This window comes from Pseudonocardia sp. DxW, assembly GCF_058448985.1.
On the sequence record NZ_JBZFLK010000017.1, the window covers coordinates 105,640 to 132,531 of the forward strand.

The 26,892-nt window shown below is 75.7% G+C and carries 17 protein-coding genes; 9 read left to right on the forward strand and 8 right to left on the reverse strand.

Annotated elements, in window-relative coordinates:
- The 8 genes from ACVJO7_RS24520 (at position 1) to ACVJO7_RS24555 (ending at position 13,231) form a co-directional block, all read left to right on the forward strand.
- Positions 1–2,481, forward strand: coding sequence for a xanthine dehydrogenase family protein molybdopterin-binding subunit (locus tag ACVJO7_RS24520; RefSeq protein WP_344020951.1), 2,481 nt, complete (start codon positions 1–3; stop codon positions 2,479–2,481).
- Positions 2,478–3,329: an FAD binding domain-containing protein gene (locus ACVJO7_RS24525; protein WP_491674827.1), complete on the forward strand. Its 852-nt coding sequence runs from the start codon at positions 2,478–2,480 to the stop codon at positions 3,327–3,329. Before ACVJO7_RS24520 ends, ACVJO7_RS24525 begins: the two co-directional genes overlap by 4 nt.
- 94 nt (positions 3,330–3,423) lie before the next feature.
- Positions 3,424–4,161: an SRPBCC family protein gene (locus ACVJO7_RS24530; protein ID WP_491674828.1), complete on the forward strand. Its 738-nt coding sequence runs from the start codon at positions 3,424–3,426 to the stop codon at positions 4,159–4,161.
- 41 nt (positions 4,162–4,202) lie between these two features.
- Positions 4,203–5,183, forward strand: a complete 981-nt coding sequence (locus ACVJO7_RS24535) for a P1 family peptidase (protein ID WP_491674849.1) — start codon at positions 4,203–4,205, stop codon at positions 5,181–5,183.
- A 100-nt stretch (positions 5,184–5,283) separates the two neighbouring features.
- The gene (locus ACVJO7_RS24540) at positions 5,284–6,738 is read left to right on the forward strand and encodes a serine/threonine-protein kinase (protein ID WP_491674829.1); all 1,455 of its coding nucleotides are present in this window, start codon (positions 5,284–5,286) and stop codon (positions 6,736–6,738) included.
- Between the two features lie 34 nt (positions 6,739–6,772).
- Positions 6,773–7,594 carry a hypothetical protein gene (locus ACVJO7_RS24545; RefSeq protein ID WP_491674850.1) on the forward strand — a complete coding sequence of 274 codons (822 nt, stop codon included), beginning with the start codon at positions 6,773–6,775 and terminating at the stop codon, positions 7,592–7,594.
- Positions 7,587–12,242, forward strand: coding sequence for a hypothetical protein (locus tag ACVJO7_RS24550; protein WP_491674830.1), 4,656 nt, complete (start codon positions 7,587–7,589; stop codon positions 12,240–12,242). Before ACVJO7_RS24545 ends, ACVJO7_RS24550 begins: the two co-directional genes overlap by 8 nt.
- Positions 12,239–13,231, forward strand: a complete 993-nt coding sequence (locus ACVJO7_RS24555) for a Wadjet anti-phage system protein JetD domain-containing protein (protein ID WP_491674831.1) — start codon at positions 12,239–12,241, stop codon at positions 13,229–13,231. The genes ACVJO7_RS24550 and ACVJO7_RS24555 overlap by 4 nt, the downstream gene beginning before the upstream one ends.
- Positions 13,232–13,313: 82 nt before the next feature.
- Here ACVJO7_RS24555 and ACVJO7_RS24560 read toward each other — a convergent pair whose 3' ends face one another.
- The 4 genes from ACVJO7_RS24560 to ACVJO7_RS24575 form a co-directional block, all read right to left on the reverse strand.
- Positions 13,314–13,757 carry a PepSY domain-containing protein gene (locus tag ACVJO7_RS24560; protein ID WP_491674832.1) on the reverse strand — a complete coding sequence of 148 codons (444 nt, stop codon included), beginning with the start codon at positions 13,755–13,757 and terminating at the stop codon, positions 13,314–13,316.
- Positions 13,758–13,868: 111 nt separating this feature from the next.
- Positions 13,869–15,200, reverse strand: a complete 1,332-nt coding sequence (locus ACVJO7_RS24565; protein ID WP_491674833.1) for a cytochrome P450 — start codon at positions 15,198–15,200, stop codon at positions 13,869–13,871.
- Between the two features lie 19 nt (positions 15,201–15,219).
- Positions 15,220–16,497 (reverse strand): sensor histidine kinase, encoded by a 1,278-nt coding sequence (locus tag ACVJO7_RS24570; protein ID WP_491674834.1) that lies wholly within the window; start codon positions 16,495–16,497, stop codon positions 15,220–15,222.
- On the reverse strand, positions 16,497–17,195 hold the full coding sequence (locus tag ACVJO7_RS24575) for a response regulator transcription factor (RefSeq protein WP_491674835.1): 699 nt from the start codon (positions 17,193–17,195) through the stop codon (positions 16,497–16,499). Before ACVJO7_RS24575 ends, ACVJO7_RS24570 begins: the two co-directional genes overlap by 1 nt.
- 103 nt (positions 17,196–17,298) lie before the next feature.
- Here ACVJO7_RS24575 and ACVJO7_RS24580 point away from each other — a divergent pair, with 103 nt between their 5' ends.
- Positions 17,299–17,820, forward strand: a complete 522-nt coding sequence (locus ACVJO7_RS24580; protein ID WP_491674836.1) for a hypothetical protein — start codon at positions 17,299–17,301, stop codon at positions 17,818–17,820.
- An 11-nt stretch (positions 17,821–17,831) separates the two neighbouring features.
- On the opposite strand, the gene sbnB is transcribed toward ACVJO7_RS24580, so the two are convergent.
- Genes sbnB through ACVJO7_RS24600 form a run of 4 tightly spaced genes read right to left on the reverse strand, consistent with a single transcriptional unit; the run spans position 17,832 to position 26,591 of the window.
- Positions 17,832–18,902 carry a 2,3-diaminopropionate biosynthesis protein SbnB gene (gene sbnB / locus ACVJO7_RS24585; RefSeq protein ID WP_491674837.1) on the reverse strand — a complete coding sequence of 357 codons (1,071 nt, stop codon included), beginning with the start codon at positions 18,900–18,902 and terminating at the stop codon, positions 17,832–17,834.
- Positions 18,899–19,864 carry a TauD/TfdA family dioxygenase gene (locus ACVJO7_RS24590; protein ID WP_358485123.1) on the reverse strand — a complete coding sequence of 322 codons (966 nt, stop codon included), beginning with the start codon at positions 19,862–19,864 and terminating at the stop codon, positions 18,899–18,901. The genes sbnB and ACVJO7_RS24590 overlap by 4 nt, the downstream gene beginning before the upstream one ends.
- A gap of 23 nt (positions 19,865–19,887) precedes the next feature.
- On the reverse strand, positions 19,888–22,392 hold the full coding sequence (locus ACVJO7_RS24595) for a non-ribosomal peptide synthetase (RefSeq protein WP_491674838.1): 2,505 nt from the start codon (positions 22,390–22,392) through the stop codon (positions 19,888–19,890).
- The gene (locus tag ACVJO7_RS24600) at positions 22,389–26,591 is read right to left on the reverse strand and encodes a Pls/PosA family non-ribosomal peptide synthetase (protein ID WP_491674839.1); all 4,203 of its coding nucleotides are present in this window, start codon (positions 26,589–26,591) and stop codon (positions 22,389–22,391) included. The genes ACVJO7_RS24595 and ACVJO7_RS24600 overlap by 4 nt, the downstream gene beginning before the upstream one ends.
- Positions 26,592–26,892 lie beyond the last annotated feature (301 nt).

Here is a 26,892-nt window from a genome sequence, read left to right on the forward strand (position 1 = left end):
TTGACCACGACCGCCGAACCCACCACAGCAGAGATCGGCAAGGCGCGCGTCCGCAAGGAGGACGAGCGCCTCATCACCGGTCGTTCCCGCTACACCGACTCGATCACCCCGCCCGGGACGCTGCACATCGCGGTCGTCCGCTCGACCCTGGCCCGGGCGACGATCACCTCGATCGACAAGTCCGAGGCCGAGAAGGCCCCCGGCGTCTTCGGCGTGTTCACTGCCGCCGACCTGGGGGCCGAGGAGGTCGGCCTGCCCTGCGCATGGCCGATCACACCGGACCAGAAGGCGCCGCAGCGCCCGGTGCTCGCCGTCGGCCGGGTGAACTTCTCCGGTGAGGGCGTCGCCGTCGTCGTCGCGCGGTCCGCCGCCGCGGCCCGGGACGCCGCCGAGCTCGTCGAGGTCGACTACGAGCCGCTCGACCCGGTCCTGGACATGGAGGCCGCCGCACAGGACGGTGCCGACCTGGTGCACCCGGACCTGGGCAGCAACGTCTCCGCCACCTGGATCTTCGACTCCGCGGCGGCCGGCACCGGTGGCGACATCGGCGAGGCGATCAAGACCGCCGAGGCCGACGACGACCAGATCGTGGTCAAGCGCCGGTTCCGCCAGCAGCGCCTGATCCCGGCGTTCATGGAGCCCCGCTCCTGCGTCGTGGACCCGACCGGCGAGCAGCTGACCATCTGGGCCGCCACCCAGGTGCCGCACATCCTGCGCACCATGACCACGGTGACCCTCGGGGTCCCCGAGTCCAAGCTGCGGGTGATCGCCCCCGACGTCGGCGGCGGCTTCGGCGGCAAGATCGGCGTGCTGCCCGAGGAGATGCTCTGCGTGCTGCTCGCGCAGAAGCTGCGCAAGCCGGTCAAGTGGACCGAGACCCGCAGCGAGTGCATGCTCACCGCGCACCACGCCCGGGACCAGATCCAGGACCTCACGATCACCGCCAAGCGGGACGGCACGATCACCGGCCTGGACGTGCACCTCTACGCGGACATGGGCGCCTACCTCGGGCTGGTCGGCCCGGGTGTGCCGATCCTCGGCGCGTTCATGTTCAACGCCATCTACAAGATCCCGGCGCTGAAGTTCACCTGCTCGAACGTCTTCACCAACAAGACGCTCACCGACGCCTACCGGGGAGCGGGGCGTCCGGAGGCCACCTTCGGCATCGAGCGGATCATGGACGAGCTCGCCGTCGAGCTCGGCCGCGACCCGATGGAGCTGCGCGAGCAGAACTGGATCGCGCACGAGGAGTTCCCGTTCACCACCGTCGTGGGCCTGACCTACGACACCGGCAACTACGAGCAGGCCACGCAGCGCGCGATGGAGCTGTTCGACTACGCCGGCCTGCGCCGCGAGCAGGAGGAGCGGCGCAAGAACAACGACCCGGTGCAGCTCGGCATCGGCATCTCGACCTTCACCGAGATGTGCGGGCTCGCCCCGTCCCGGGTGCTCGGCTCGCTGGACTACGGCGCCGGCGGCTGGGAGGCCGCCAGCATCCGGATGCTCGCCACCGGCAAGGTCGAGGTCACCACCGGCGCCTCGGCGCACGGGCAGGGCCACGAGACGGCGTTCTCGCAGATCGTCGCGGACAAGCTCGGCGTGCCGTTCGAGGACGTCGAGATCCTGCACGGCGACACCCAGGTGGCGCCGAAGGGGCTCGACACCTACGGCTCCCGGTCCCTGGTGGTCGGCGGCATCGCGATCGTCAACGCGGCCGAGAAGGTCGTGGAGAAGGCGCGCAAGATCGCGGCGCACCTGCTGGAGGCGTCCGAGGACGACCTCGAGTTCGCGAACGGCCAGTTCACCGTCAAGGGCACCGACAAGGGCAAGGCGATCCAGGAGATCGCGTTCGCCGCGTTCATGGCGCACGACTACCCGGAGGGCATGGAGCCCTCGCTGGACTCCGACGCCGTGTTCGACCCGGAGAACTTCTCCTTCCCGCACGGCACCCACCTGGCCGCGATGGAGGTCGACACCGACACCGGCCGGGTCACCCTGCGCAACTACGTCTGCGTCGACGACATCGGCAACGTGATCAACCCGCTGATCGTCGAGGGCCAGGTGCACGGCGGCCTCGCCCAGGGCATCGCGCAGGCGCTGTTCGAGGAGGCGAACTACGACGACCAGGGCACCCTGGTCAACGCCACGTTCGTCGACTACACGGTGCCGTCGGCGGCCGACCTGCCGAGCTTCACCACCGAGACCGTCTCGACCCCGTCGACGACGAACCCGCTCGGTGTGAAGGGCGTCGGCGAGGCGGGCACCATCGCCTCCACCCCGGCGATCGTGAACGGCGTGCTCGACGCGATCCGGCACCTCGGCGTCAGCGAGATCGAGATGCCGACCACGTCGCAGCGGGTCTGGCGGGCGTTGCAGGTGGCCAAGGGCCACTCCGTGCAGCAGACGCCGAGCACCACCCACTCCCCGGGCGCCGGCCTGGGGTCCATCGACCCGAACAACCCGAAGGGTGAGGTCCAGTGATCCCGGCGAAGTTCGACTACGTCCGGCCCTCGTCGGTCGAGGAGGCCGTGCAGGCGCTGCAGTCGGCCGGGGAGGACGCCAAGATCCTCGCCGGCGGGCAGAGCCTGCTGCCGGTGCTGCGGCTGCGGCTCGCCGCACCCAGCACCGTCATCGACCTCGGCGGGATCCCCGAGCTCAAGCGGATCGGCGAGGACGACCAGTACGTGATGGTCGGCGCGACGGCCACCCACCACGAGGTCATGCGCAACGACCTGATCACGCAGCACGTCGAGCTGATCGCGCAGGCCACCGAGACGGTCGCCGACCCGCAGGTCCGCCACCGCGGCACCCTCGGCGGCGCCCTCGCGCACGCCGACCCGGCCGGTGACCTCGGGGCGGCGGCGCTGGCGCTGGACGCCGAGTTCGTCATCCTCGGCACCGGCGGCACCCGCCTGGTGCCCGCCGCGGAGTTCTTCCAGGACTACTTCACCACCGCGATCGGCGAGGGCGAGATCCTCACCATGGTCCGGTTCCCGAAGTACACCGGCTGGAAGACCCACTACGAGAAGTTCAACCGGGTCGCCCAGGCCTGGTCGATGGTCGCCGTCGCGGTGGCGCTCAAGGTGGACGGCGGCACCATCTCGGAGGCCCGGGTGGGTCTGACCAACATGGGGAACGTGCCGATCCGGGCGACCGGGGTCGAGCAGGCCCTGGTGGGGCAGGCGGCAGGCCCGGACGTCGCGAAGGCGGCGGCCGAGCACGCCACGGAAGGGACCTCCGCTCCGAGTGACGCGGACGCCGCAGCCGACTACCGTGAGCACCTGGCGAAGGTGCTCACCGGGCGGGCCGTGCTGGCCGCGGCCGGCTGAGCACCGCTGACGTTCGCAGTAGCACGCCGAAGGGGCGCCGGGCCGGGGAGCACCTCCCGGGCCGGCGCCCCTTCGCACGAGGAGGCAGACAGAGATGCAGCTGGAGAACAAGTTCACGATCGCGGCGCCGATCGAGGACGCCTGGAAGGCGCTCAACGACCCGGAGCTCATCGCGCCGTGCTTCCCCGGGGCCACCCTGACCGAGTACGAGGGCGACTCGTTCCAGGGCACCGTCAAGGTCAAGCTGGGCCCGATCTCGCTGACCTACAAGGGCAAGGGCACCTACATCGACCGGGACGACGCCAACCACAAGGTCGTCATCGACGCCTCGGGCCGGGACGCCCGCGGCAACGGCACCGCCAAGGCGGTCGTCACCGGCACCATGGTCGCCGACGGCCCGGACAAGACCTCGGTCACGATGGTCACCGACATGACCGTCACCGGGCGCCCCGCCCAGTTCGGCCGGGGGGTCATCTCCGACGTCGCCGACAAGATCATCGGCCAGTTCGCCTCCTGCGTGGCGGACAAGCTGACCGGTCCGGGCGGCGCCGCGACCTCCAACGGCGCGGGCCCGAAGCACGCCGCCGACGAGACCAGCCCGATCCCGGCGGTGCCGCCGGCCGCGGGTGAGTCCGCGGCCACGACCTCGGCCCCGAAGCCGGCCGCGCCCCGGCAGCCGCAGAGCAGCCCGGTCGAGGCCATCGACCTGCTCGACTCCGCGGGTGCGCCGGTGCTCAAGCGGCTCGCGCCGGTGCTCGGCGGCATCGGCCTGCTGGCGCTGGTCTTCCTGGTCGTCCGGCGGGCCCGCGGCGGCAAGAAGAAGAAGGGCTGATCCTGCACGGAGCGCGGCTGCGGGCGGGTGCGACGAACGGGCTGACCGACGTCGCCGGCCTGCGGGTCGGGCACGCCGGGCTGACCGGGCCGGGGGCCCGCAGCGGCAGCACCGTGGTGCTCGCCCCGCCGGGCGGCGCCGTCGCGGGCGTCGACGTCCGCGGTGCGGCGCCCGGCACCCGGGAGACCGACCTGCTGGCGCCGACCGCGACCGTGCAGCGGGTGCACGCGATCACGCTGTCCGGCGGCAGCGCCTTCGGGCTGGACGCCGCCTCCGGTGTGATGGCCCGCCTGGAACGCGACGGCGAGGGCTTCCCGGTGCCCGGCGCCGTCGTCCCGATCGTCCCGGCCGCGGTCGTGTTCGACCTCGGCCGGGGCGGGGTCCCGGCCGCCCGCCCCACCGCCGCGACCGGCGCCGCCGCCTACGACGCCGCACACGACGGACCGGTGCCGCAGGGCTCGACCGGTGCGGGCACCGGCGCCGTCTCCGGCGGCCTGCGCGGCGGGATCGGCACCGCCTCCGCGGTGCTCGGCACCGGCGCCACGGTCGCCGCGCTGGTGGTGCTCAACTCCGCGGGGTCCGGCGTCGATCCGCGGACCGGTGAGCTGCTGGGCGCCCGGTCCGGGCTGCCCGGCGAGTTCCCCGCCGACCTGCCGGCACCGGCCGCCCGGGCCCGGATCGCCGAGCTGTACGCCGCGCACGCACCCTCGCCGGGCACCGCGACCACGCTGGTCGTCGTCGCCACCGACGCCACCCTGGACAAGACGGGCTGCACCCGGCTCGCGACGACGGCGCACGACGGCCTGGCCCGCGCGATCCACCCGGTGCACACGATCCGGGACGGCGACTGCGCCTTCGCGCTCGCCACCGGCACCGGGCCCGCACCGGACCCGGACGCCACCTACCTGCTCCAGGCCGTCGGGGCGGACGTGACCGCCCGCGCGGTGGCGCACGCGCTGCTCGCCGCGGACGCGGCGCCGGACCGGCCCTCCTACGGCTCGCTGCTCACCGGCGGTCCATGAACCGGGACCGTGCTCGGTCGGCGTCGTGCCCCGGCCGCACCGGGCCGGCCCGCACGCCCGGTGGGGGACGGCCACCGGCCCCCTCACTACAGTCGTCGGGGTGTCGACCATCAGTCCGGACGAGGGCGTGGCACGCCGGTTGAAGGCCCTGGCCTGCACGGCGCCGCTGCACGACCTCGACGCCCGCAAGGGCCGGCTGGACTGGGACGCGGCCGGCTACCAGATGGCCGAGATCGGCTTGCAGGCCATCGACCAGGTCACCCTCGCGATGGACTTCGACCATGGCGCCGACCACGCCGAGATCGTCCGGCGGCTGCTGCCCTTCGTCGCCGCGCAGGCGCCGCAGGCGCCCCGCGCGGAGCACGCCAGGGTCGCCCAGTGGGTGATCGACAACCTGGTGAACGTCGGCAGCATCGACCGCGGCTTCGCCGTCGAGTACGGCAGCACCGACGCCCAGGGCCGGTACCAGCGCCGCCGGTTCGACTTCAAGCTGCTCGTCGAGGTCGCCGCGCCGGACGGAGGGGTGTACCTGCGCGCCTCCGACGAGGCGATCAACGTGCTGGTCGGGGCGCTGGACACCGACGTCGAGTCGGCCCAGGAGGCGGCCGAGACGAAGCTGGAGACGCTGATCGTGCGCGGCAGGCTCGGCGACGCCCGGCTGGCCGCCGAGCAGGCCCGCTACCGCACCGTGCAGTACGCCGAGTCGCTACGCCGCAAGCTGGAGGCGACCCGGCGCGACGTCCGGTCGGTGGACTGGCTGGACGCCGTCCCGCAGCTGCTCGACGAGGCCCTCACCCACATCGAGGCCCGCTACCGCGCCGAGACCGTGATCAAGGCGAACATCGCCGACGCCCGCGACGAGGCCGTCGAGCCGGAGCGCCGCAGGCAGGCCGCCGAGCTGGTCGAGGTCGTCGACGACTGCATCCAGCGGCACACCCAGCTGCAGGCCCGGCTGCAGGAGGCCGGATCGGCGTTCCGGGCCGAGCAGGACCGCCAGCAGTTCTCCGGGAAGCCGAAACGGGCGTCGGTCGACGTCTTCGGGCAGCTCCTGCGGCCCGCGCTCGGCCTGCGGGTCGGCGCGGCGAACGACCCGGTGACCGCCTGGTTCACGGCCGGCACCGGGGTGGCGAACCCGTCGGTGCCGAGCCTGGGCGGGCTGGTCGAGACGCTGCTGACCCCGCCGACCGACCGGGACCCGTTCGGCTCCGAGGTGCCCGAGCCCGAGCTGGCGCCGCAGCCCCGGGAGCGGTTCGGGGAGCAGGCGTGGCGGCTCGTCGACGACGTGTTCCCGGCGTCCGGGCAGCAGCCGGTGCGGCTGTCCGAGGCGCTCACCCGGGCCCGGGCGGCCGGCCCGGACCTGCCGCAGCTCGTCGCGCTGCGCGCGCTGCACGCCGTCGGGACGGCGATCGGCACCGCCCGCACCCAGGGCGACCCGTCGGTGCTGATCGCGGTCGACGACGGCACCGTGCTCGACGACCCGGAGTACGGCGGCGCCGATCTGCTGCTCGCCGCGGCCGGCGTCGAGGGGGAGCGCCGGGTGGGACCGCGTGGCTGACACCGAGACCGCCGCCCGGCTCGTCGCCTACGGGATGCGGCCCAAGGCGCTGCCCGGCCGCGATCCCGACTACGCCGAGCTGGTGCGCCGCTACCGGGAGGACGACGAGTTCCGCGACACCGTGCAGCGGATCGCCTCCGGACTGGGGCTGGTGGTGCTGGCCGTCGATCCGGCGCCGGGCATCGTGCTCGCCGCGACCGAGGGCTCGGTGTTCGAGATCCGGATGGACAGCTACGCCCGCCGGACGGCGCTGACCAACCGGGCCGCCGACAAGGTGCTGCACGGCATCGCGCATCTCGCCGTCGCCGCGCTGGCGTTCCCGCGGCCCGACGACCTGGGCGACGACTCCTACGTCGGCCGCGTCTCGGTGGAGCTGGTCGACGGCGCCGTCCGCGAGGCGTGCCGGGTGCTGAACGAGCGCGCCGCGGGCCCGGCCGATCCGGAGTCGGACGCGCCGCAGCTCGAGGAGGTCTGGCGGGTGTGGCTGCGCCGCCCGGAGGCCACCGCGACCAAGGACGGCCGGGCCGGCGAGTCCACCACCCGCGGCATCGTCGGGAAGGCCCTGCGGTTCCTCGCCGACCAGGGGTTCCTGGTGCCGGTCGGCGCCGAGGGCGCCTACCGGACGACGCCGCGCTACCAGGTCCAGGTCCGCGAGCTGGCCGCCCAGCGGGCGTTCGACGAGCTGCTGTCGCTGAACGTGCTCCCGGTCGGTGCGGCCGCGGGCTCGCTGGTGGCGGAGCCGGCCGGGGCGTTCGACAGCGGTCCCGCGCCGGACGAGATCGCGCACCCGGTGAGCGGATCCGCGCCGCAGGACACCCCGGTCCCGGCGGCCGGAACGGACGGCCCCGATGTATGAGCTGACCCGGGCCCGGCTGTTCTCGGTCGGCCCGACCGCGGCCCGCTACCAGGACGTCTCGCTCGACCTGCGCGGCGTCGGGCGGCCGGTGAAGGTGGCCGTCCAGGAGGACCTGTTCGCCCCGGACGCGATCGACCGCAGCACCCCGCGGCGGCCGTCGCCGGCCTCGGTGCTGTTCCTGGAGAACGGCGGCGGGAAGTCCGTCCTGCTCAAGCTGATCTTCTCGGTGCTGCTGCCCGGCCGGCGTCAGGTGGTCGGGACGACCAGCACCACGGTGCTGGAGAACTTCGTACTGGCCGAGGACGTCGCGCACGTCGTCTGCGAGTGGATGCACGTCGGGACGGGTGCGCTGCTGGTCACCGGCAAGGTGTCGGAGTGGCGGGGGCACGTCGCCTCGTCCGACCCGGAGAAGCTGGCCGACGCCTGGTACGCCTTCCGGCCGGTGCCCGGGTTCGGCATGGACGACCTGCCCTTCACCCACGAGCGGAAACGGATCACCCTCGCGTCGTTCCGGGAACGGCTGCACACCGCGCACCGCGACCACCCGGAGTCCGAGCTGGCCTGGGAGACCGGGCACCGGGACTGGACCCGCCATCTCGTCGACGTCGGCCTGGATCCGGAGCTGTTCCGCTACCAGCGGGCGATGAACGCCGGCGAGGGCGAGGCGGCGGAGGCGTTCTCGTTCTCCAGCGACGAGGCGTTCGTCGACTTCCTGCTGCGCGCCGTGCTCGATCCGGAGGAGCCGCAGAACGTCGCCGAGCTGGTCGCCGGGTACGCCGACCGGCTGGCCCAGCGCGAGGAGCTCGAGTCCGAGCGCGAGTTCGTCGACGGCACCCTGGGGCTGCTCGAACCGATGGTCGCCGCGGAGGACGCCGCCGTGGCCGCGCGGGCCGCGGAGAGCGCCGCCCGGGAGTCGCTGCGGACCACCGCCGAGTCCATCGCCGCCCGCCGGGTCGCCGAGACCTCCCGCGCGGCCGGCACCGCGACCGAGGCCGAGGCGGCGGTCGCCACCGAGCACGAGGCGGCCCGGATCGCCGAACGGTTGCAGGACACCGTCGGCGAGCTGCGCAGGCTGACCGCGGTGCTGGCCGTCGACGCGGCGGTCGCCGCCGCCGACGAGGCCACCCGGGAGCGGGACGGGGCGGCGGCCGTCTCGACCGCGCGGGACGCCGTCGAACCGGTCCTCGCGCACCGGGTCGCGGCCGCCGAGGCCGGCCGGCTGCGGGCCCGGGTCGACGAGGAGGAGCAGAAGGCCCGCCCGGCGCTGCAGGCCCGGCAGGACGCCGCCCGGGAGCTGGCCGCGTCGCTGCTGCGCACCGCGGCCGAGGCGGAGGCGGCCGCCGAGGCCGCCGAGGACACCCGCGCCGACGCCGAGGAGCGGGCCGCCGCCGCCCGCGCCGAGCAGGTGCGGCGCACCGCCGACGCCGCCCGCGCCGAGAGCTCGGTGTCGGCGGCCGTCGAGGCGCTCGCCGACCTGGACCGGCGGATCGCGGCCGCGGTCGCCGCCGGGCACCTGACGGAGGGCTCCGGACCCGACGACGTCGAGCACGAGGCCCCCGCCGCGGAGCGGGACGCGACCGCGGCCGCCGCGGCACTGGCCGACGCCGACGGCGCCGCCGCCGGGATCCGGGAGGAGCGCCGGGCGGCCGAGGAGCGCCGGACCGCGGCCCAGGACGCGGCCGCCACCGCCCGGGCCGCCGCCGCGACCGCGGAAACCGTCCGCGCCGCCGCGGCGCGGGAGAGCGACGAGCTGGCCGGCGAGGTCCGCCCGGCCGAGCTGCTCGGCCTGGACACGGTGCGCCCGGACGCCGACGCGGCGCTGGTCGTCGAGACGCTCGGCGCCGCGATCCGCGGGTCCGAGCGGGAACGGACCGCGCTGCTCGGTGACCAGCGCCGCGACGAGCGCGCGCTGGCCGCGCTCGGCGACGGCGGCCTGCTGCCCGATCCGCCGGAGATCGAGTCGGTGCTGCAGGTGCTGGAGAAGGCCGGCATCACCGCCTGGTCCGGGCGCCGCTACCTGGCGATGCTCCCGGCCGGCGACCGCGCGGCGGTGCTCGACCGGCTGCCGCACCTGGCCGGCGGGGTGCTGCTCAACGAGCCGGCCGACGCCGCCCGGGCCCGCGACGAGCTCGTCGGGGCCCGGCTGCTGCCGGCCTGTCTGGTCGCCGTCGGCTCCACCGCCGCGCTGACCGCGGCGGACGCCGTCGCGCCCGGGATCGAGCTCGTCGTCCCGCCGAACCCGGCGCTGCACGACGAGGACGCCGCCGAGGAGGTCCGCGTCCGGCTGGTCGCCGAGACCGCGGAGCGGGCCGCCCGGATCGCCGCGCTGGAGGAGCTGACCGAGCAGGACCGCCGCTTGCGGGACCGGTTCACCGCGCTGCGGGACCGCCGTCCGGCGCTCGACGAGCTGACCACGGCGGCCCGGGACGCCGAGGCCGCCCGGACCGCCGCCGCCGACGCCTACGAGCAGGCCCGCGCCGAGGTCGCGGCGCTCGACGAGCGGGCGGACCGGCTCACCGCCGATCGCCCCGAGCTGGAGCGGGTCGTCGCCGCGGCCCGCCGGCGCGCCGAGGCGCTCACCGCGCTGCGCGAGGAGCTCGCCCGCCGGCCCGGCCTGGAGGAGCGCCGCCGCACCGGCGCCGCCGACGCCGGCCGGCTGCGGGAGGAGGCCGACGCCGCGGGCGCCGCCGCCGACCGGGCGGGCCGGGAGGCCGCCGCCGCACAGCAGACCCGGGACCGGCAGCGCAGCATCGCGGCGACCGTGCGGGACGAGGCGGCCGCGCTCCCGCTGGAGGAGGCCCCCGAGCCGGCCACCGGCACCGACGGGCCGGCCGGCGCCTCGCTCGCCGAGCTGCGCGACGCGTTCCAGCGGGCCCGCGACGCCTACGCCTCGACCGCCGTCGACACCGACCTGCGCGGCGCGCTGGAGCGCGCCGAGGCCGACGCCGCCGAGCGGCGGATCGCCGTCGACGGCCTGCCCCGCTCGGTGGTGGAGGCGGCGACCGCGTTCCTGCACACCCCCGACGGCGCCGACGCCACCAGCCGGCGGGCCGCCGCCGAGCAGGCCAGGGCCGCCTACGAGGCGGCCGAGGAGCGCAGGCAGAAGGCGAACACCGAGGTCGAGGTGCTCCGCCGGGAGCTGGCGTCGCTGCCGGCCGAGCCGCGCCCGATCGACCCCTACGAGCAGCCGCGCGACGCCGAGCACGGCCGCGAGCTGGTCGCCGCGGCGTCGGTCGACCTGGACGCGGCCGGGCGCGAGCTGGAGCGGGCCCGCCGGGCGCGGCAGACGGCCGAGGACGCCCACCGGACCGCGGTCGAGCTGGCCCGCGGGTTCGGGCACGTCGTCGACGGACTGGAGGACACCCCGGAGCCGGGCGGGATCCCGTTCGACGGCGACGTCGACGGGGCGCTCGCCGCGCTGAAGCGGAACCAGGCGGCGCTGCGCGAGGTCGCCGGGGACCGGTCGCGGGCCGAGCGGAAGGTGCGCGACGGCGTGGACGCCGTCGCCCGGTTCGCCCAGGACCCGCGGTTCGCGACCCTCTCCTCCCCGGTGCACCGGCACATCGCCGGGGTGGACCGCACCGAGATGCCCGGGCTGGCCCGGGAGTGGATCGGCGCGCTGCGGCCGCGGCTGCGCTCGCTCGACGACGATCTCGGCAACATCGAGCGGCACCGCTCCGGCATCGTCACCCGGCTGTCCGGGATGGTCGGCGAGGCGCTGCGCACGGTCCGGCTCGCGCAGAAGCTCTCCCAGCTGCCCGACGGCCTCGGCGACTGGTCCGGCCAGCAGTTCCTGCGGATCCGGTTCGAGGAGCTGCCGGACGCCGCGCTGCGCCACGAGCTCGGCGTCGTCGTCGACCGGACCGCCTCCGGGCTGGCCGGTGGCTCCGGGCGCGCCCGGGACCGACGCGACGGCATGTCGATGCTGCTGCGCGGGGTGCGCGCGGCGATGCCGAAGGGCGTCCGGGTCGAGATGCTCAAGCCGGACGCGGTGCTGCGGACCGAGCGACTGCGGGTGTCCGCGATCAAGGACGTGTTCTCCGGCGGCCAGCAGCTGACCGCGGCGATCGTCCTGTACTGCACGATGGCGGCGCTGCGCGCGCACCAGCGCGGGCACGGCAGGCGCGCGCACGCCGGGGTGCTGTTCCTGGACAACCCGATCGGCCGGGCGTCCGCGGGGTACCTGCTGGAGCTGCAGTTCGGGGTGGCGCAGGCGCTCGGGGTGCAGCTGGTCTACACGACCGGGCTGTTCGACGCCGGTGCGCTGTCCGGGTTCCCGCTGCTCATCCGGCTGCGCAACGACGCCGACCTGCGCGCAGGCCGCAAGTACCTGTCGGTCGACGAGCGGATCACCCGCTCACTGTCCGAGGGTGAGGGCGGTGGCCGGATCACCGCCGCGCGGGTCTACCGCCGCCCGGACGCCGCAGCCGCGGCGCCGACCGGCGAGGCCGAGGGACCCGCGGCGGCACCCACCGGCCCGGCCGGCGAGCCCGCGGCGGTGGCGTCCGGCCCGGCCGCCGGGTCCTCGGCGGTGGCGTCCGGCCCGGCTGTCGAGCCCGTGGCGTCCCCCGATCCGGCTGCAGGACCCGCGGCGGGGCCCGATCCGGCGGTGCGATCGGCCGCGGACGGCGCGGCCGGGACCGGATGACGCCGGCCGGGTCCGCCGCGGCGCTGCTGGCGGTCCTGCGCGACACCGGCCGGACCCGGATCGACCGGGCCGGACTGTGGCGGGCGTTCGTCGACGCCGTCCCGTCGGCGCACGGTTCGGCCGACGCCCGCCGGCTGCTCGCCGCCGCGCTCGACGAGCTGGCCGCCGCCGGGGCGCTGATCCCGACCGCGGCCACCGACGACGGCAGCCCGCCGCTGCCCCGCGCGGTGCGGCTGATCCGGCCGGCCGCGGCGCCCGCTCTGCGCCCGGCCGCCGATCCCTGGCATCCGGAGCTGAGCGCCGCGGCCGCCGTGCGGGCCCCCGCGGAGGCGGTGCGGCAGGTCAACCGGTGGCTGTTCGCCGGCGGGACGCGCGCCCCGCTCGCCGGGCTGCGGGAGCGCGCGCTGGAGATCACCGGCGACGAGAAGGCGTTCGACGCGGGCCTGCCCGTCCCGCTGACACCGCAGATCCTCCGCGCGGAGCGGGTCGCGCTGCCGATGCACCGCGAACGGCTCCCCGGTGGCGGGCCGGTGCTGCTGGTCGTGGAGAACGCCGACACGTTCCACTCGCTGCTGCTGGCACTGCGCGCGGATCCGGGCCCGGTCGGCATGCTGGGCTGGGGCGCCGGAAACGCGTTCGTCTCGTCGGTGCCCTCGCTCGCGGCGGACCCGCCGGCCGCGATCCGCTACTTCGGCGATCTCGACGCCGCCGGGCTGCGGATCCCGGCGCGGGCGTCGGCGGTGGCGCAGGCCGGCGGACTGCCCGCGGTGCGCCCGGCGACCGGCCTCTACCGGGCGCTGCTCGCGCACGGCCGCCCGGCACCGGCCGGCCCGGCCGACCACACCGACGTCGAGTGGCTCGATCCGGGCCTGCGCGGCCCGGTCCGCGAGCTGTTCGCCGCCGGGCAGCGGATGGCGCAGGAGGCGGTCGGCCGGCGGGTGCTCGGCTCCGGCCGGGACTGGCGGGACGGCCTCGGGCCCGGACCATGATCCGCGTCCGGGGAGTGCCGGTGCTCCGAACGGCACCCGGCACTCCCGGGACAGGGATCTCCGCGGGGGCGGTCCGGCGGGGTCAGTCGTCGTCCCGGTCGATGTCGTGGTCGAGGATCTCGCCGGTGGCGGCGTCCACGTCGATCTCGTGCTCGACGGCGCCGTCCCGGATGTCGATCTCCCAGTGGTCGCGGTCGTAGCGGTCGTCGTCGTCATCGCGGTCGGCCCGGTCGAACTCCACCTCGGTGACCCGGCCCCCGCCGGCCAGCTCCAGCGCGATCCGCTCGGCGGTCGCCCGGTCGACGGCGGGCTGCGGCGCGCCCGGCGCCGGCCCGGCACCGGGCGCGGACCCGGGAGCCGGGTCGGGAGCCGAGCCGGGGACGGGCAGCTCGGGTGCGGTCGCCGCGGTCGGCGCGACCGGGGCCCCGGTGGCGCCGGAGCCGGAGCCCAGTGCCAGCGCGGTGCCCCCGCCGATCAGGAGCAGGCCGGTGGCGGCGACGGCGGCGACGGTCGTCCTGGTGCGCATGCGGATCTTCCTCCGTGACGTCTGGTGAGCGGCTCTCGCTCGTGTCGGGAGGAACGATGCCGCCGCGCGCACCAACGCCGCGCTACCCGATCCCTAACGACGGGTTAGGGATCAGCGGGGCCGGACCGACCGCACCCGGACCGGCACCCCGTGCACCGGGCGCATCGCGAGGAAGCCGGACGGCCGGACCGGCGCCGGGACCGGCTCCAGCTCGGCCCGCACGACCAGCCGGGCGAGCAGCACGGTGAGCTCGGCGACGGCCAGCGCCGCCCCCAGGCAGCGGTGCGCCCCGCCGCCGAACGGCAGGAACTCGCCGGGCCCTGGCCGGCGGAATCCGGGCCGGTCGGCATCCCACCGCTGCGGCAGGAAGGTGGTCGCGCGGTCCCAGATCTCCGGGTCACGGTGGGTGACCAGCGGGCTGAACAGCAGCCGGGTCCCCGGCGGGATGTCGTGGCCGGCGACGGTGAACCCGCGCCGCACGTACCGGCCGCTGATCGACGCCGGCGGGTAGAGCCGCAGCGTCTCGTGCACGATCTGATCGAGGAACGGCAGCCGGGGCAGGTCGTCGTGGGTGGGCGGGGCGTCACCGCAGGCCGTGAGCACCTCGGCCCGGGCCCGGTCCCGGATCTCCGGTGCCCCCAGCACGGTCAGGCACATCCAGGCCATCGCCGCGCTGGTCGTCTCGTAGCCGGCGACGACGGTGCTGACGACCTGGTCGAGCAGCTCGGTCCCGGTGAGCTGCACGCCGTCCACCGGGGTGGCGAGCCTGCCCAGCAGGTCCGGCCGGGGCGCGTCGGAACGGCGGCGGTGCAGTTCGGCGCGGACGATCCGGTCGACCTCGGCGCGCCCGGCCAGCGCGTCCCGCCAGGCGCGGGCCCGGACGGCGCGGCGCAGCTGCTGCAGCACGGCGTCGCCGTCGACGAAGGCGAGCAGCGGCCCGAGCATCGCGCCGATGCGGTCGGCGTCGCCGGCCAGGTCCGGGCCGAACAGCACCTCCAGGGTGGCCCGCCGGATCACCGTCCGGAACTCCTGGTGCAGGTCGACGCGGTCGCCGGGACGCCAGCCGTCGATGACCCGGTCGGCGTTGCCGGTGAACGCGGGGACGTAGCCGGCGATGCTGCGCCGGGTGAACCCGGTCGCGGCGATCCGGCGGCGTCGGCGGTGCGGCTCGCCGTCGCTGAGCAGCAGCGCGGTGTCCCCGCTCAGCGGTGCGACCGACTCGAACATCTCGTGGTTGCTGAAGTGCTCGTCGTGCCCGAACACGAACGCGCAGGCCTCCGCCCCGAACACCGCGACGAGCCGGCCGGGACCGATCCCGAACTCCACCACCGGGCCGTACCGGTCGCGCAACCCGAGCAGGGTGTGGTGCGGCCGGGTGGCGAAGCCGGCGGTGGTCCCCAGGGTCGCGGCGGGCCCGCGCGGACCGGGCAGTCGTCGTCCCACGGGGTGAGGGTAACGGCCCTCAGGGCTGCGGCCCGGCGAGCTCCAGGGTCACCTGCAGTCCCGCACCGGGCGGCCCGGACAGGATCAGCCGCCCCCCGGCCGAGTCGGCGGTCCGCCGCGCGATGTCCAGCCCGAGGCCGGTGGACCCGCCGCCGCTCACCCCGCGCGAGGTCGGGTCGGTGCCCGGCGGCAGGCCGGGTCCCGCGTCGTACACGACGAGCCGGGCGCCGCCCGCGGAGCGCCGGCTCAGCTCCACGCCGAACGCCGTGCCGTCCGGGGTGTGCGCGAAGACGTTGCCGAGCAGCGCGTCCACGCACGCCTCCAGGTCGCCGGGCGCGCAGCCGACCGGCAGCGGGCCGTCGGCCAGGTCCAGGGTGACGGCCCGGTCGGTGTCCTCGGCGAGCACCTGCCAGAACGCGACCCGCTCCCGGACGACGGCGGCGGCGTCCGCGGCCCGGCCCTCGCCGCCGCGCCGCCGGGCCTGCTCGATCGCGCCGGTGACGGCCCGCTGCACGCCGTCCACCCCGGCCGAGATCCGGCCGGACTCGTCGGGATCGCGCAGTGCCTCGGCGTCCAGCCGCAGCGCGGTCAGCGGGGTGCGGACCCGGTGCGCGAGATCGGCGACGTTCTCCCGTTCCTCCCGCAGCAGCTCCGAGATCCGCCCGGCGAGCCCGTTCAGGGCGCGGGCGACGACGCCGAGCTCGGCCGGGGCGTCCGGATCGGCGCGGGCGGCGAGATCGCCGCGGGCCAGCTGCTCGGACACCCCGGACAGGTCGGTGGTGGCGTCCACCAGGGAGCGGGCCAGCCGGTCGGCGATCAGCAGCCCGCCGGCCAGCAGGACGACCGACAGCCCGGCCAGCAGCAGCCAGGACCGGGCGACGCCGCGGGTCAGCTCGGCGTCCGGCACGAACACCCGGATCACGCTGTTGCCGGCCGTCGCGCCCTGCACCGAGAACACCATCTCCCGCCCGCCGGGTGCCTCGGTCGACGCGCTGACCCCGCGCAGCCCCAGCTCGACCAGGTCGCTGCGCGGCGCGGGCGCCCCGAACACGGTCCCGTCGGCGAGGATCACCGACACGTCGCCGGCGTTGCGGTCGTCGGCCAGCGCGACGGTGGGCTCCATGGTGGCCCGGTCGGCGGTCGCGACCAGCGGGGTCAGCGACTGCGCCTGGGTGGTCGCGGTGGACAGCGCGGTGTCCACCGCGACCGTCCGCACCAGCACGGCCAGCGGGACGGCGAACGCCACCAGCACCAGGAGCACGGTCGCGCCGACGAGCACCAGGATGCGGCGCCGCATCAGCCGCCGCCCGGCGGGTCGTCCGGGGCGGACAGCCGGATCCCGACCCCGCGCACCGAGTGCAGGTAGCGGGCCTGCTGCGCGGTCTCGCCGAGCTTGCGGCGCAGCCAGGACAGGTGCACGTCGACGGTCTTGTCGGCGCCGCCGTAGGGCTGCTGCCACACCTCGGTGACCAGCTCCCGCTTGCTGACCACCTGATCGGCGCGGGCGGCCAGGTAGTGCAGCAGGTCGAACTCGCGCGGGGTCAGCTCCAGCTCGGTGCCGTCCAGCCGGGCGCGCCGCGAGCGCGGATCCACCGACAGCTCACCGACGACGACGGTCGGGTCCGGCGTGCCGTCGCCGAGCCGGCGCAGCACGGCCCGGATGCGCGCGTCCAGCTGCGCCGCGGAGAACGGTTTGACCAGGTAGTCGTCGGCGCCGGCGTCGAGCACCGCGACGATCTCCGACTCGTCGTCGCGGGCGGTCGCCACGATCACCGGGACGGTGCTGGCGCCGCGCAGCATCCGCAGCATGGTGGTGCCGTCCATGTCGGGCAGGCCGAGATCGAGCACCACCAGGTCCGGCCGCTTCCCGACGGCCGACTCCAGCCCGGCCATCGCGGTCGGCGCCGAGTCGACGGCGTGCCCGCGCTCGCCCAGCCCGCGGATCAGCGCGCCACGGATGGCGGGGTCGTCCTCGACGATCAGGATCTGGGCCACGGATCCAGAACCTAGTTGCCGGACCGGGGCGGGCGCGCACCGCGGACGGGCTTTCGGGCTGCCTTAGGGATGCGTTAACCGTCCGCCGGGGCATCCTGTGCGGGTGAACCCCCCGAACAAGCGCCCCACCCGGATCGGGCTCGCCGCCGGACTGTGGATCGCCGCGGCGGCCGGCGCGCTGCTGCTGGGCCTGACCGCGGTCGGCGCCATCGGCAGCGGCCTGGCCGGCGGTTCGACGGTGCAGCCGCTGGCCGCCGAGGAGGTCCGGGCCGAGCTGGACCGGCACGGCGGACCGGCGACCGGTGCCGCGCCCGGTGCCGCGCCCGGTGATCCCGGAGCCGCGCCCGCGCCCGGGCAGGGGGCCGCCCCCGCCCCGGCGGCGCCGGCGCCGGAGCCGGTCGGCGTGGTCCCGGCCGGGCAGGCCGGGACGATCCTGGTCCGCTGCGAGGGCGGGACGCCGTACGTGGTGTCGGTGAACCCGGCGCAGGGCTTCGAGCGCGAGGACGACGACGATCTCGCGCCGAACCAGGTCGAGTTCGACGGCGAGGACGCCGACGTCCGGGTCACCCTGAGCTGCGCCGACGGCACCCCCGCCGGGCGGGTCGAGACGATCCCGGACGACTGAGCGCCCGGGCGTCAGCCGTGCCTGCTCCGCTCGTGGAAGAAGTCGTCGACCACCCGCAGCCCGCCGTCCCGCGCGACCCGGTCGTGCACCCAGCCCCCGACGGCCAGGTCGAGCACCCCGAGTCCGAACGGCGAGAACACCACCGTGCGGTCGGCCGGGACCCGCAGCCGTCCGGACATGACGTCGTCCAGGGTGCCGTCCAGGAAGTCGCGGCCGCCGGTCAGCTGCTCGGCCAGGTGCGGTGACGTCTCGGCCTTCAGGCAGTGCTCGACGTCGTCGACGACGTTGCAGGCGTCGAGCAGGATCCGCGGGTCCAGGTCGCGCAGCGACACGTGCAGCACCACCGGACGGTGCGCGAACCAGTCCGGGTCGTGCACGTGCGGGCGGGCGGCGACGGTGGCGAACACGATCAGGTCGCCGGCCCGGACCAGTGACCCGGCGTCGTCGTGCACGGTGACCCGGCCGGGCGCGCCGGTCCGGGCCAGGTAGCCGGCGAACCCGTCGGTGCCGGCGGGCGACAGGTCGTGCAGGCCGATCTCGGCGAACTCCCAGCCGGTCCCGGCGAGGAAGGTGTGCACGTAGCGGGCGATCAGCCCGGTGCCGACGAACCCGATCCGCAGCGGCCGGGCCCGGTCCCGGGTGAGCAGGTCGGCGGCCAGCGCGGCGGACGCGGCGGTCCGGGTGGCGCTGATGATCGAGCTCTCCAGCACCGCGAACGGGTAGCCGGTGTCGTGGTCGTTGAGGATCAGCACGGCGGAGGCGCGCGGGATCCCGGCGGCCACGTTCCCGGGGAAGCTGGAGATCCACTTCAGCCCGTCGACCGGGGCGTCGCCGCCGAGCGAGGCGGGCAGCGCGATGATCCGCGACGCCGGCCGGTCCGGGAACCGCAGGAAGTACGACGGCGGGTTGACCGTCGCGCCGGCGCCGTGCAGCCGGTAGGTGTCCGCGACCAGCTCGACGATCTCCCGTTCCCGGCCGGCCAGCGCGGCGGCGACCTGCGCCCCGCCGACGACGGCGAACGGCGGCGGCGCGAGCGGGCCGGCCGGCGCCGGCCCCGCGTCCGGGGCGGTCCCGGCGGTCACGCCGGCCCGCCGGGACGGATCGGGTCGGCCATCGCGACGAGCACCGAGCGGTCGCCGTCGAACGGGTCCCGGCCGTGCGCGGTGCGGACGTTGTCGACCAGCAGCAGGTCCCCGGCCTGCCACGGTTCGCGCAGGGTGTGCCGCTCGTAGGTGTCGGTGATCAGCTCGACGAGCTCGGGATGCAGCGGCTCGCCGTCGCCGAAGCGGGTGGTGAAGGGCAGGCCGTCCGGCCCGTAGACCTCCAGCAGGTACTCGCGCACCTCCGGGGCCATCGTCGCCTCGTTGAGGAACGCGATCTGGTTGAACCAGCAGCGCCGCCCGGTCACCGGATGGCGCAGCACGGCGGGGCGGCGCTGCCGGGTGCGCAGGCCGCCGCCGGGCTGCCAGGCGAACTCGATCGCGTTGGCCCGGCAGTACGCCTCCACGGCCGCCGGATCGTCGGTGCCGAACGACTCGGCGACGGTCGCCCCGATCTCGTCGTTGTAGCTGCGGACCAGCAGCCACCCGTCCCGCTCGAACCGCTCGACGACGCCGGGCGGCAGCGCGTCGAGCACGGCGGCCGAGTCGGCGACGCCGGTGGTGCCGCCGGAGGCCGGGGCGGCGAGGCAGGCGAACATCATCAGGCCGGGGGCGTCGAGCGCGTAGCTGAGCTCGTGGTGCATGCACATCTGCTGGTTGGCCGGCCAGGCCGAGGAGGTGTACACGCCGTCGGCGACGACGTCGCGGGCGGCGAACGCCTCCCGCTCGGTCATCAGCCGGTCGGCCAACCCGCGGAAGACGCCGGCGACGTCGTCCGGGCCGGTCAGGCCGAACCCGCGGACCATCACCGAGCCGTACTCGACGACGGCGCTGCGCAGCGCGCCGCGGAACTCCTCCCACGGCATGCCGCGGATCGCCGACGCCGGGAGCAGCGGTGGGCGGCCCGGCCTGATCTCGACGTCGAGCAGGGAGGACTGGGTCATCGGATGCTCCGTTCGGTCGGTGCTCACGGCGTGCTGAGCAGATCGGTGGCCGGGGTGCGCGGATGGTCCCCGGCGGTGCCGGGAGAGCCGGCCGAGCCGGCGGTGCCGGTGCGGCGGTCGACGAGCGCGGCCAGCGCGGACAGTTCCGGGTGTTCGGTCAGCTCCGAGAGCGAGACGACCCGGTCCAGGCCGAGCACGACCTTCACCGCGGACAGCGAGCTGCCGCCGAGTGCGAAGAAGTCGTCGCCGCGGCCGATCCGCTCGACGCCGAGCACGGTCGCCCAGACCGCGGCGACCCGCCGCTCGGTGGGCGTGGCGGGTGGCTCGACGCCGTCGCCGGGATCCGGCTCGGCGGCGATCGCGGCCAGCGCCTTGGTGTCGATCTTGCTGTTCGGGGTGAGCGGCAGCGCGTCGAGCCGGTGGAACACCGAGGGCACCATGTACTCCGGCAGGGTCACCGCCAGCCGCTCGCGGAGCGCGTCCGCGGTGACCGGGCCGGTGGCCGAGTAGAACGCGACCAGGCCGGTGCCGCGCCCGTCGACCACGACCGCGGCGTCGCGCACCCCGGGCGCCCTGGTCAGCGCGTTCTCGATCTCGCCGATCTCGATCCGGAAGCCGCGGACCTTCACCTGCGCGTCGCGGCGGCCGAGGAACTCCAGCCGGCCGGTGGGCAGCCAGCGGCCGTGGTCGCCGCTGCGGTAGAGCCGCCGCCCCGGCCGGTGCGGGTCGTCGACGAACACCGCCCGGGTGCGGTCCGGGTCGTTGACGTACCCGCGCCCGACGCAGATCCCGGCGCAGACGATCTCGCCGGGTGCGCCCAGCGGGACCGGTTCCAGGTCGGCGTCGACCACCAGCACCGTGGTGTTGCGGATCGGCCGGCCGAGCGGGATCCGGCCGTTCGCCGGGACCCGCTCCAGGATCTCGTGGGTGACGTCGTCGGAGGTCTCGGTCAGGCCGTAGGCGTTCGCCAGCCGGATCCCGGGGCGCGCGGCGAACCAGCGGTGCGCCTGCTCGGCCTTGAGCGCCTCACCGGTGGTGGAGACGGTGTGCAGGTCCGGCAGCTCCCGCGGGTGCGCGTCCAGGCTGGACAGCAGCACCTCCAGGTACGACGGCACCACCTGCAGCACGTGCACGCCGGCCCGCTCGATCCGGTCCAGGTAGCGGTCGACGTCGAGGATCAGCTCCTGCTCGACGAGCACGGTGCGCCCGCCCACCAGCAGCGCCGCGACGAGCTGCCACAGCGAGATGTCGAAGCACTGCGGCGCCGTCTGGGCGACCGCCTGCCCCTCGCCGACGCCGAGGTCCTCGATCTTGGCGAGCAGGTGGTTGAGCATCCCGCCGTGCTCGCACATCGCACCCTTCGGGGTGCCGGTCGATCCGGAGGTGAAGTAGATGTAGGCGAGCTGGTCGGCGCGCACCGCGACGCCGGGCGCGGTGGCCGGGAGATCGTCGAGGGCCGGATCGTCCATCGACCGGACCTGCATCGACGGCCGGGCGGCCGCCGCGCGGTCCAGGTTCGCGGTGGAGCCGGGCTCGGTGAGCACGAACCGGCAGTCCGCCCGGGACAGCGTCGTCGCGATCCGTTCGGCCGGGAAGTGCGGCTCGACCGGCAGGTACACCCCGCCCGCCTTGAACACGGCGAGCACCGCGGCCGCCCAGTCCAGGTTCCGCTCGGTGACGACGGCGACCACGTCCTCCGCCCGCAGGCCCGCGCGCAGCAGGCCGTGCGCGAGGCGGTTCGCCCGCTCGTCGAGCTCCCGGTAGGTGCGGCGCCGGTCGCCGAGCTCGATCGCGACCGCGTCCGGGTGCGCCGCGGCCCGGTCCTCGAACAGCTCGTGGAAGCGGCGGTCGGGCAGCTCCCGGTCCGGTCCGGCCAGTCCGTCGAGCTGGAACCGCAGCTCACCGGCGGAGAGCAGGCCCGGCCGCCGCGGATCGGCGTCCGGGGCGGTGGCGATCCGGTCCAGCGCCGTCAGGTGGTAGCCGGCGATCCGGGCGGCGAACCCGCCGTCGACGGCGTCGGTCCGGTACCGCAGCCGCAGCAGCGGCCGCCCGCCGGACCGGACGAGCGCGACCGCGAGCACCGCGCCGGGCGGCGGGTCCCCGCCGTCCCCGGCCGGATCGAGCACCGTGCCGAACGGCATCGAGGGCAGGCCGAGCTCGGCGAGCACGCCGTCGGCGGCGGTCTCCCGGTGCGCGAGCAGCTCGCTCTCCGCGGCCCGGGCCCCGGCCAGCAGTTCCCGCCAGGCCGGTGCCCCGGCCGCGACCGGGCACGGCAGGACCGGGCCGTCGGGTTCGGGGCGGTAGCCGACGAGCACGTCCGGTTCGCCGGTGAGGGCGGCGAGGACGACCGCGTGCGCGGCCAGCAGCACCGCGCCGTCCGGCGGGCAGGCGACCGCGGTCCCGGTCAGCGGGACCTCGTGCACCGCGGTGCCCGGTACCGGATCGGTGCACCAGAGCGGGATCGTCGTGGGGCCTGCGGATTCCAGGACGCGACGCCAGTGGTCGCGGGACCGTGCGGGTGTCGTCATCGGATCGGCCTTCCGGGGATCGAGGGGACGGGGGCCGGGTCGGCCGGCTGTGCCGGTGCCGGGCCGGGGGCGAGCTCCTCGGCGGGGTTGCCGCCCCAGCGGGCGCCGGGCGGCACCTGCTCGCCCTTCATCAGGAACGAGTCCGGGGCGAGGACCGCGCCGTCGCCGAGCCGCACGCCGTAGTGGACGAAGGCGCCGACGCCGAGCGTGACGCCGGCCCCGATCGCGGTGCGGTCGGACTTGAACGCGCCGTCCTCCTGGGAGTGGCACTGGACGATGCTCCCGGCGTTGAGGGTGGCGCCGTCGCCGATCGCGGTGAAGGAACGCTCGGTGAGGAAGCAGCCGTCGTCGAACACCCGGCGGCCGATCCGCACACCCAGCAGCCGCCACAGGACCGGCTTGAGCGGGGTGCCGTCGAACAGCGTGAAGTACGCCTCGGACGGCACCTTCCAGGCGCGTTCGTGCCGCCAGAACGCGCGGTCGTAGATCGAGCGGCCGTCCGGTGCGAGCACCTGCAGCGGATCGGTGAGCCGCTCGACGACCACGTAGAACACCACCGTGAACAGCAGCACCGCCGCCGGGAGGGGCAGGAACGCGACCACCCCGGCCGTGCGCGACAGGTCCCACGCCGCCGTGGTCAGCAGCAGCACCCCGGCCAGGTGCAGCCACCGGGTCAGCAGCCGCAGGCCGATGCTGACGGCGTTGTGCACGTCCTTGGCGGCGAGCCGGCGGGCCTGCTCGTCCGGCGGCAGATCGAGACCGGTGTCCCGGTCGACCGAGCGCGGGATCTCGAAGGCGGGCGAGCCGAGCAGGCCGACACCGGAGCGGACCGGCCCGTCGATCGGGACCATCACCTTGGTCGCGAGCAGGCAGTCGTCGCCGGTGCGGCCCTGCGCCGGGTAGGCGATGTTGTTGCCGAGGAAGTTGTCGGCGCCGATCGAGACCGGCGAGAGCCGGAACGACGACGCCGAGTAGTCGGCGCTGAGCATCGACAGACCGTCGGCGACGACGGTGCCGTGGCCGACCGAGCACAGGTACGGCGTCTCGTGCACGACCGCCATCCCGAAGTTCGACCCGGTCTGCACGACCGGGGTCAGCCGGTAGCCGATCCAGCGCAGGTAGCCGACGACGAACGAGCTGTCGCCGAGCAGCTCGGTGAAGAACTTCCGGTTGGTCAGCCGGGTGACGAGCCGGTGCAGCCAGTGGTGCACGCCGTGCAGCGGGTACACCCGGTCCGGCCGGACGGCGAGCCGCAGCAGCCGCGGCAGCGTCCCGACGACGAGCAGCCCGCCCAGCGTCGAGGCCACGAACAGCAGGCCGGCCGCGAGCAAGCCCTCCAGGTAGAAGGCGCCGCTGGTCGGGGGCGTGTCGGTCTCGGCCAGCGCGCCGAACGCCGGGACTTGGGTGAGCAGTGCGGCGGCGACGCCGAGCAGCACCGGCGCGGAGAACGCGAGCAGTGCGACCAGCTGCGCCGTCCCGAACCAGAACCGACGCCCGGTCGGCACCGGCAGCGCCGGGACGACCCGGTAGTCGGTGCCGGCCGGCCGGGCGGGCGACCCGTGCCAGCACTGCCCGGCCGGCACCGATCCGCCCGCGTACAGCGCCGAGGTGTGCCCGAGCTGGGCGCCGTCGCCGAGCGTGCTGCCGATGTCGAGCACCGTCTTCTCCCCGACGAGCACGTCCCGGCCGAGGGTGACCGGGCCGATCTCGATCACGCCGTCGCGGGCCCGGTAGCCGGACAGGAACGCGTCCTTGCGGACCACGGTGCCCGCGCCGATCGAGATCAGGTCGGTGCAGACCGGGACGTTCGGGGTGAGCAGGGTGACCCCCGGCCCGATCCGGGCGCCCAGCGCGCGCAGGTACAGCACCAGCAGCGGGGATCCGGTGAACAGCGCGAGCGGGCTGGACCGGACCAGCGTGCGGACGATCCAGAACCGCAGGTAGGGCAGGCTCCAGACGCGGATCCGGCGGGGTGTCCAGCGCCCGATCAGCACCCACTTGGCGAGGATCGGCAGGGTGCACAGGACCAGGAACGATCCGCCGGTGAACGCCACCGCGCGCAGGTAGAGACCGGCCCAGCCGGGGGCCGCGGCGACCCAGTGCAGGCCGAGGTAGGCGACCAGCGGGCCGACCGAGGAGAAGCAGAGGAACGCCAGTACCTGCAGTGCCCCGCACAGCAGGTGGTGCGGCGTGCCGACCGGCTCGGGCAGCTCCGGTTCGGCGGGACCGGTGCCGGGCCCGGCCGGTCGGGGCCCCGGGCCGTCCGGGGTGCCCGCGACGCCGAGCGAGACGGCGAGCGAGCGGACGGTGGGGCAGCGGTAGACGTCCTTGATGGAGACGGCGGGCAGGTCCACCCGGCGGCGCAGCAGCGCGCAGAACCGGGCCATCGTCATCGAGTCGGCACCGAGATCGTCGAAGAAGTGCTGCTCCGGCCCGATCTCGCCGGTCCCGCCGCCGAGCGCCTCGGCGAGCATCTCCAGCAGGCTGCGCTCGGCGGGGCTGGAACCGTCGTCGGCCAGCGCCGCCGCGAGCGTGTCGAGGGTCGGGTACCGGTAGACGTCCTTCATCGAGACCGGCGGCAGACCGGGATGGCTGCGGGCCCGCGCGCAGAACCGGGCCATCGTCATCGAGTCGGCACCCAGGTCGTCGAAGAAGTGCCTGCCCGCGGTCACCGGGCTGCCGAGCACGTCGGACAGCACGGTCGCCAGCACCCCGGCCAGCGCCTCCGCCGCACCCGCCGGCGCCCCGGCCGGCACCGGTGCCGACGGCGGTGCGGCCGGCATCGGCACCGGGACCGGCCCGTCCGGCCGGTAGCGGTCCCGGGCCCGGTCCCGCCCGCCCAGCGGGCCGAGGTACTCCAGCTGCCCCTGCGCGTTGACCCGGCCGAGATCGCCGGTGCGGTAGATCCGCCCCGACGGGTTGCCCGGGATGCCGAGGCCGTCCCGGACGAACACCTGCTCGGTCAGGTCGTCGCGGTCCAGGTAGCCGCAGGCCAGGCCGATCCCGGCGATCCCGATCTCGCCCGCCTCGCCGTGCGGCAGCGCGCGGTGTGGGTCGGCCGGGTCCAGCACGACGGTGCTGTAGGTGGGCAGCGGGATGCCGATCGTGACCGGTGCGCCGGGCAGCACCTCGGCCCAGGTGGCGGTCACGGTCGCCTCCGGCGGGCCGTACACGTTGAGCAGCCGCCGCCCCGGACGCTGCCAGCGGCGCAGCTCGTCGGGCCGGGCGTCCTTGCCGCAGACCAGCAGGAACCGCAGTCCGGGCAGCTCGGCGTCGAGGGTGGCCAGCACCTCCGGGACGGTGCACAGCGCGGTGACCCGGTGGGTGTCCAGGAACGCGGCCAGCTCGGCGCCGAGCGGCCCCGGGCCGGCCGGCCGGGGGACCAGGGTGGCGCCGCTGACCCAGGACACCCAGATCTCCTCGACCGAGAAGTCGAACGCGAGCGGGATCCCCTGGTAGACGCGGTCGGTGGAGCGGATGCCGTAGATCTCCGCGGCGACCTTCACGAAGTTGCAGATCGCGGCGTGCGAGATCGCGACGCCGTCGGGCCGGCCGGACACCGAGGCGTAGCTGATGTAGGCGAGCGGATTGTCGAGCACGCCGCGCTCGGCGTCGATCAGCCGGCGCGGGTCCATCTCGTCGATCAGCCGCTGCGCGCGGTCCAGGTGCACCAGCTGCGCGCCGCCCGCGGCCAGCAGGTCCAGCTCGGCCACCCGCTGCTCCAGGTGGGACAGGGTGAGCACGGCGCGGGCCCGGCAGTCCTCGACGATCCAGGCGAGCCGCCCGGTCGGTGCGGACGGGTCCAGCGCGACGTAGGTCGCGCCGATCTTGAGCACCGCCAGCACGGCGACGTGCGCCAGGGCCGCGACGTCGATCAGCAGCGCCACCCGGTCGCCCGCGGTGATCCCGCACAGCCGCAGGTACCGGGCCAGCCGGTTGGCGCGGGCGTCCAGCCCGGGATAGGTCAGCGACAGCTCGGGGGAGTCGATCGCCGGCCGGTCGGCGCGGCCGTACCGGGCGATCCAGTCGCAGCGCTGCTCGAAGAGGTGGTCGAGCCGCTCGTCGCGGCGGACCCGCGAACCCTGGGCCTCGCGCTCGTCGACCAGCACCAGCCGGGACAGCGGCACGGCGGGACCGGCCTGCTGGGCCGGTGCGGTGCGGTCGCGGGTCGGCTGCCCGGGACGTGGCGGCGCGGACACGGGGCCTCCTCCCGGTGAGGAGCGCACGACCGGCGCCGCCGGCCGGGACTCGACGCAAGCGGGGAGGCTGGCACCGGCCGGGATGCCGGTCAACGCGCCGGTCGCCGCTCGATGATCTCGGTCGCCGCCGGTCCGCGGGACAGCCGCCAGCTCAGCGGGGCCGTCCAGGCGGAACCCCCGGCCGGGGGCGTCCGTGCCGGGGGGATCGGAATAGCCAGTTCTGACGACGGTCATGGTCGGGCGCTCCTCGCGGGTCGCGTCCGGGACGACCGGACCCGACGAGCGTGCGCCGGAACGGCCG

What these genes read in the sequence shown, in the direction of transcription:
- ACVJO7_RS24530 (WP_491674828.1), top strand. Translation starts at nt 3,424, where the DNA reads ATGCAGCTGGAGAACAAGTTCACGATCGCGGCGCCGATCGAGGACGCC.
- ACVJO7_RS24545 (WP_491674850.1), top strand. Translation starts at nt 6,773, where the DNA reads ATGCGGCCCAAGGCGCTGCCCGGCCGCGATCCCGACTACGCCGAGCTG.
- ACVJO7_RS24550 (WP_491674830.1), top strand. Translation starts at nt 7,587, where the DNA reads ATGTATGAGCTGACCCGGGCCCGGCTGTTCTCGGTCGGCCCGACCGCG.
- ACVJO7_RS24555 (WP_491674831.1), top strand. Translation starts at nt 12,239, where the DNA reads ATGACGCCGGCCGGGTCCGCCGCGGCGCTGCTGGCGGTCCTGCGCGAC.
- ACVJO7_RS24560 (WP_491674832.1), bottom strand. Translation starts at nt 13,757, where the DNA reads ATGCGCACCAGGACGACCGTCGCCGCCGTCGCCGCCACCGGCCTGCTC.
- ACVJO7_RS24570 (WP_491674834.1), bottom strand. Translation starts at nt 16,497, where the DNA reads ATGCGGCGCCGCATCCTGGTGCTCGTCGGCGCGACCGTGCTCCTGGTG.
- ACVJO7_RS24590 (WP_358485123.1), bottom strand. Translation starts at nt 19,864, where the DNA reads ATGACCCAGTCCTCCCTGCTCGACGTCGAGATCAGGCCGGGCCGCCCA.
- ACVJO7_RS24595 (WP_491674838.1), bottom strand. Translation starts at nt 22,392, where the DNA reads ATGACGACACCCGCACGGTCCCGCGACCACTGGCGTCGCGTCCTGGAA.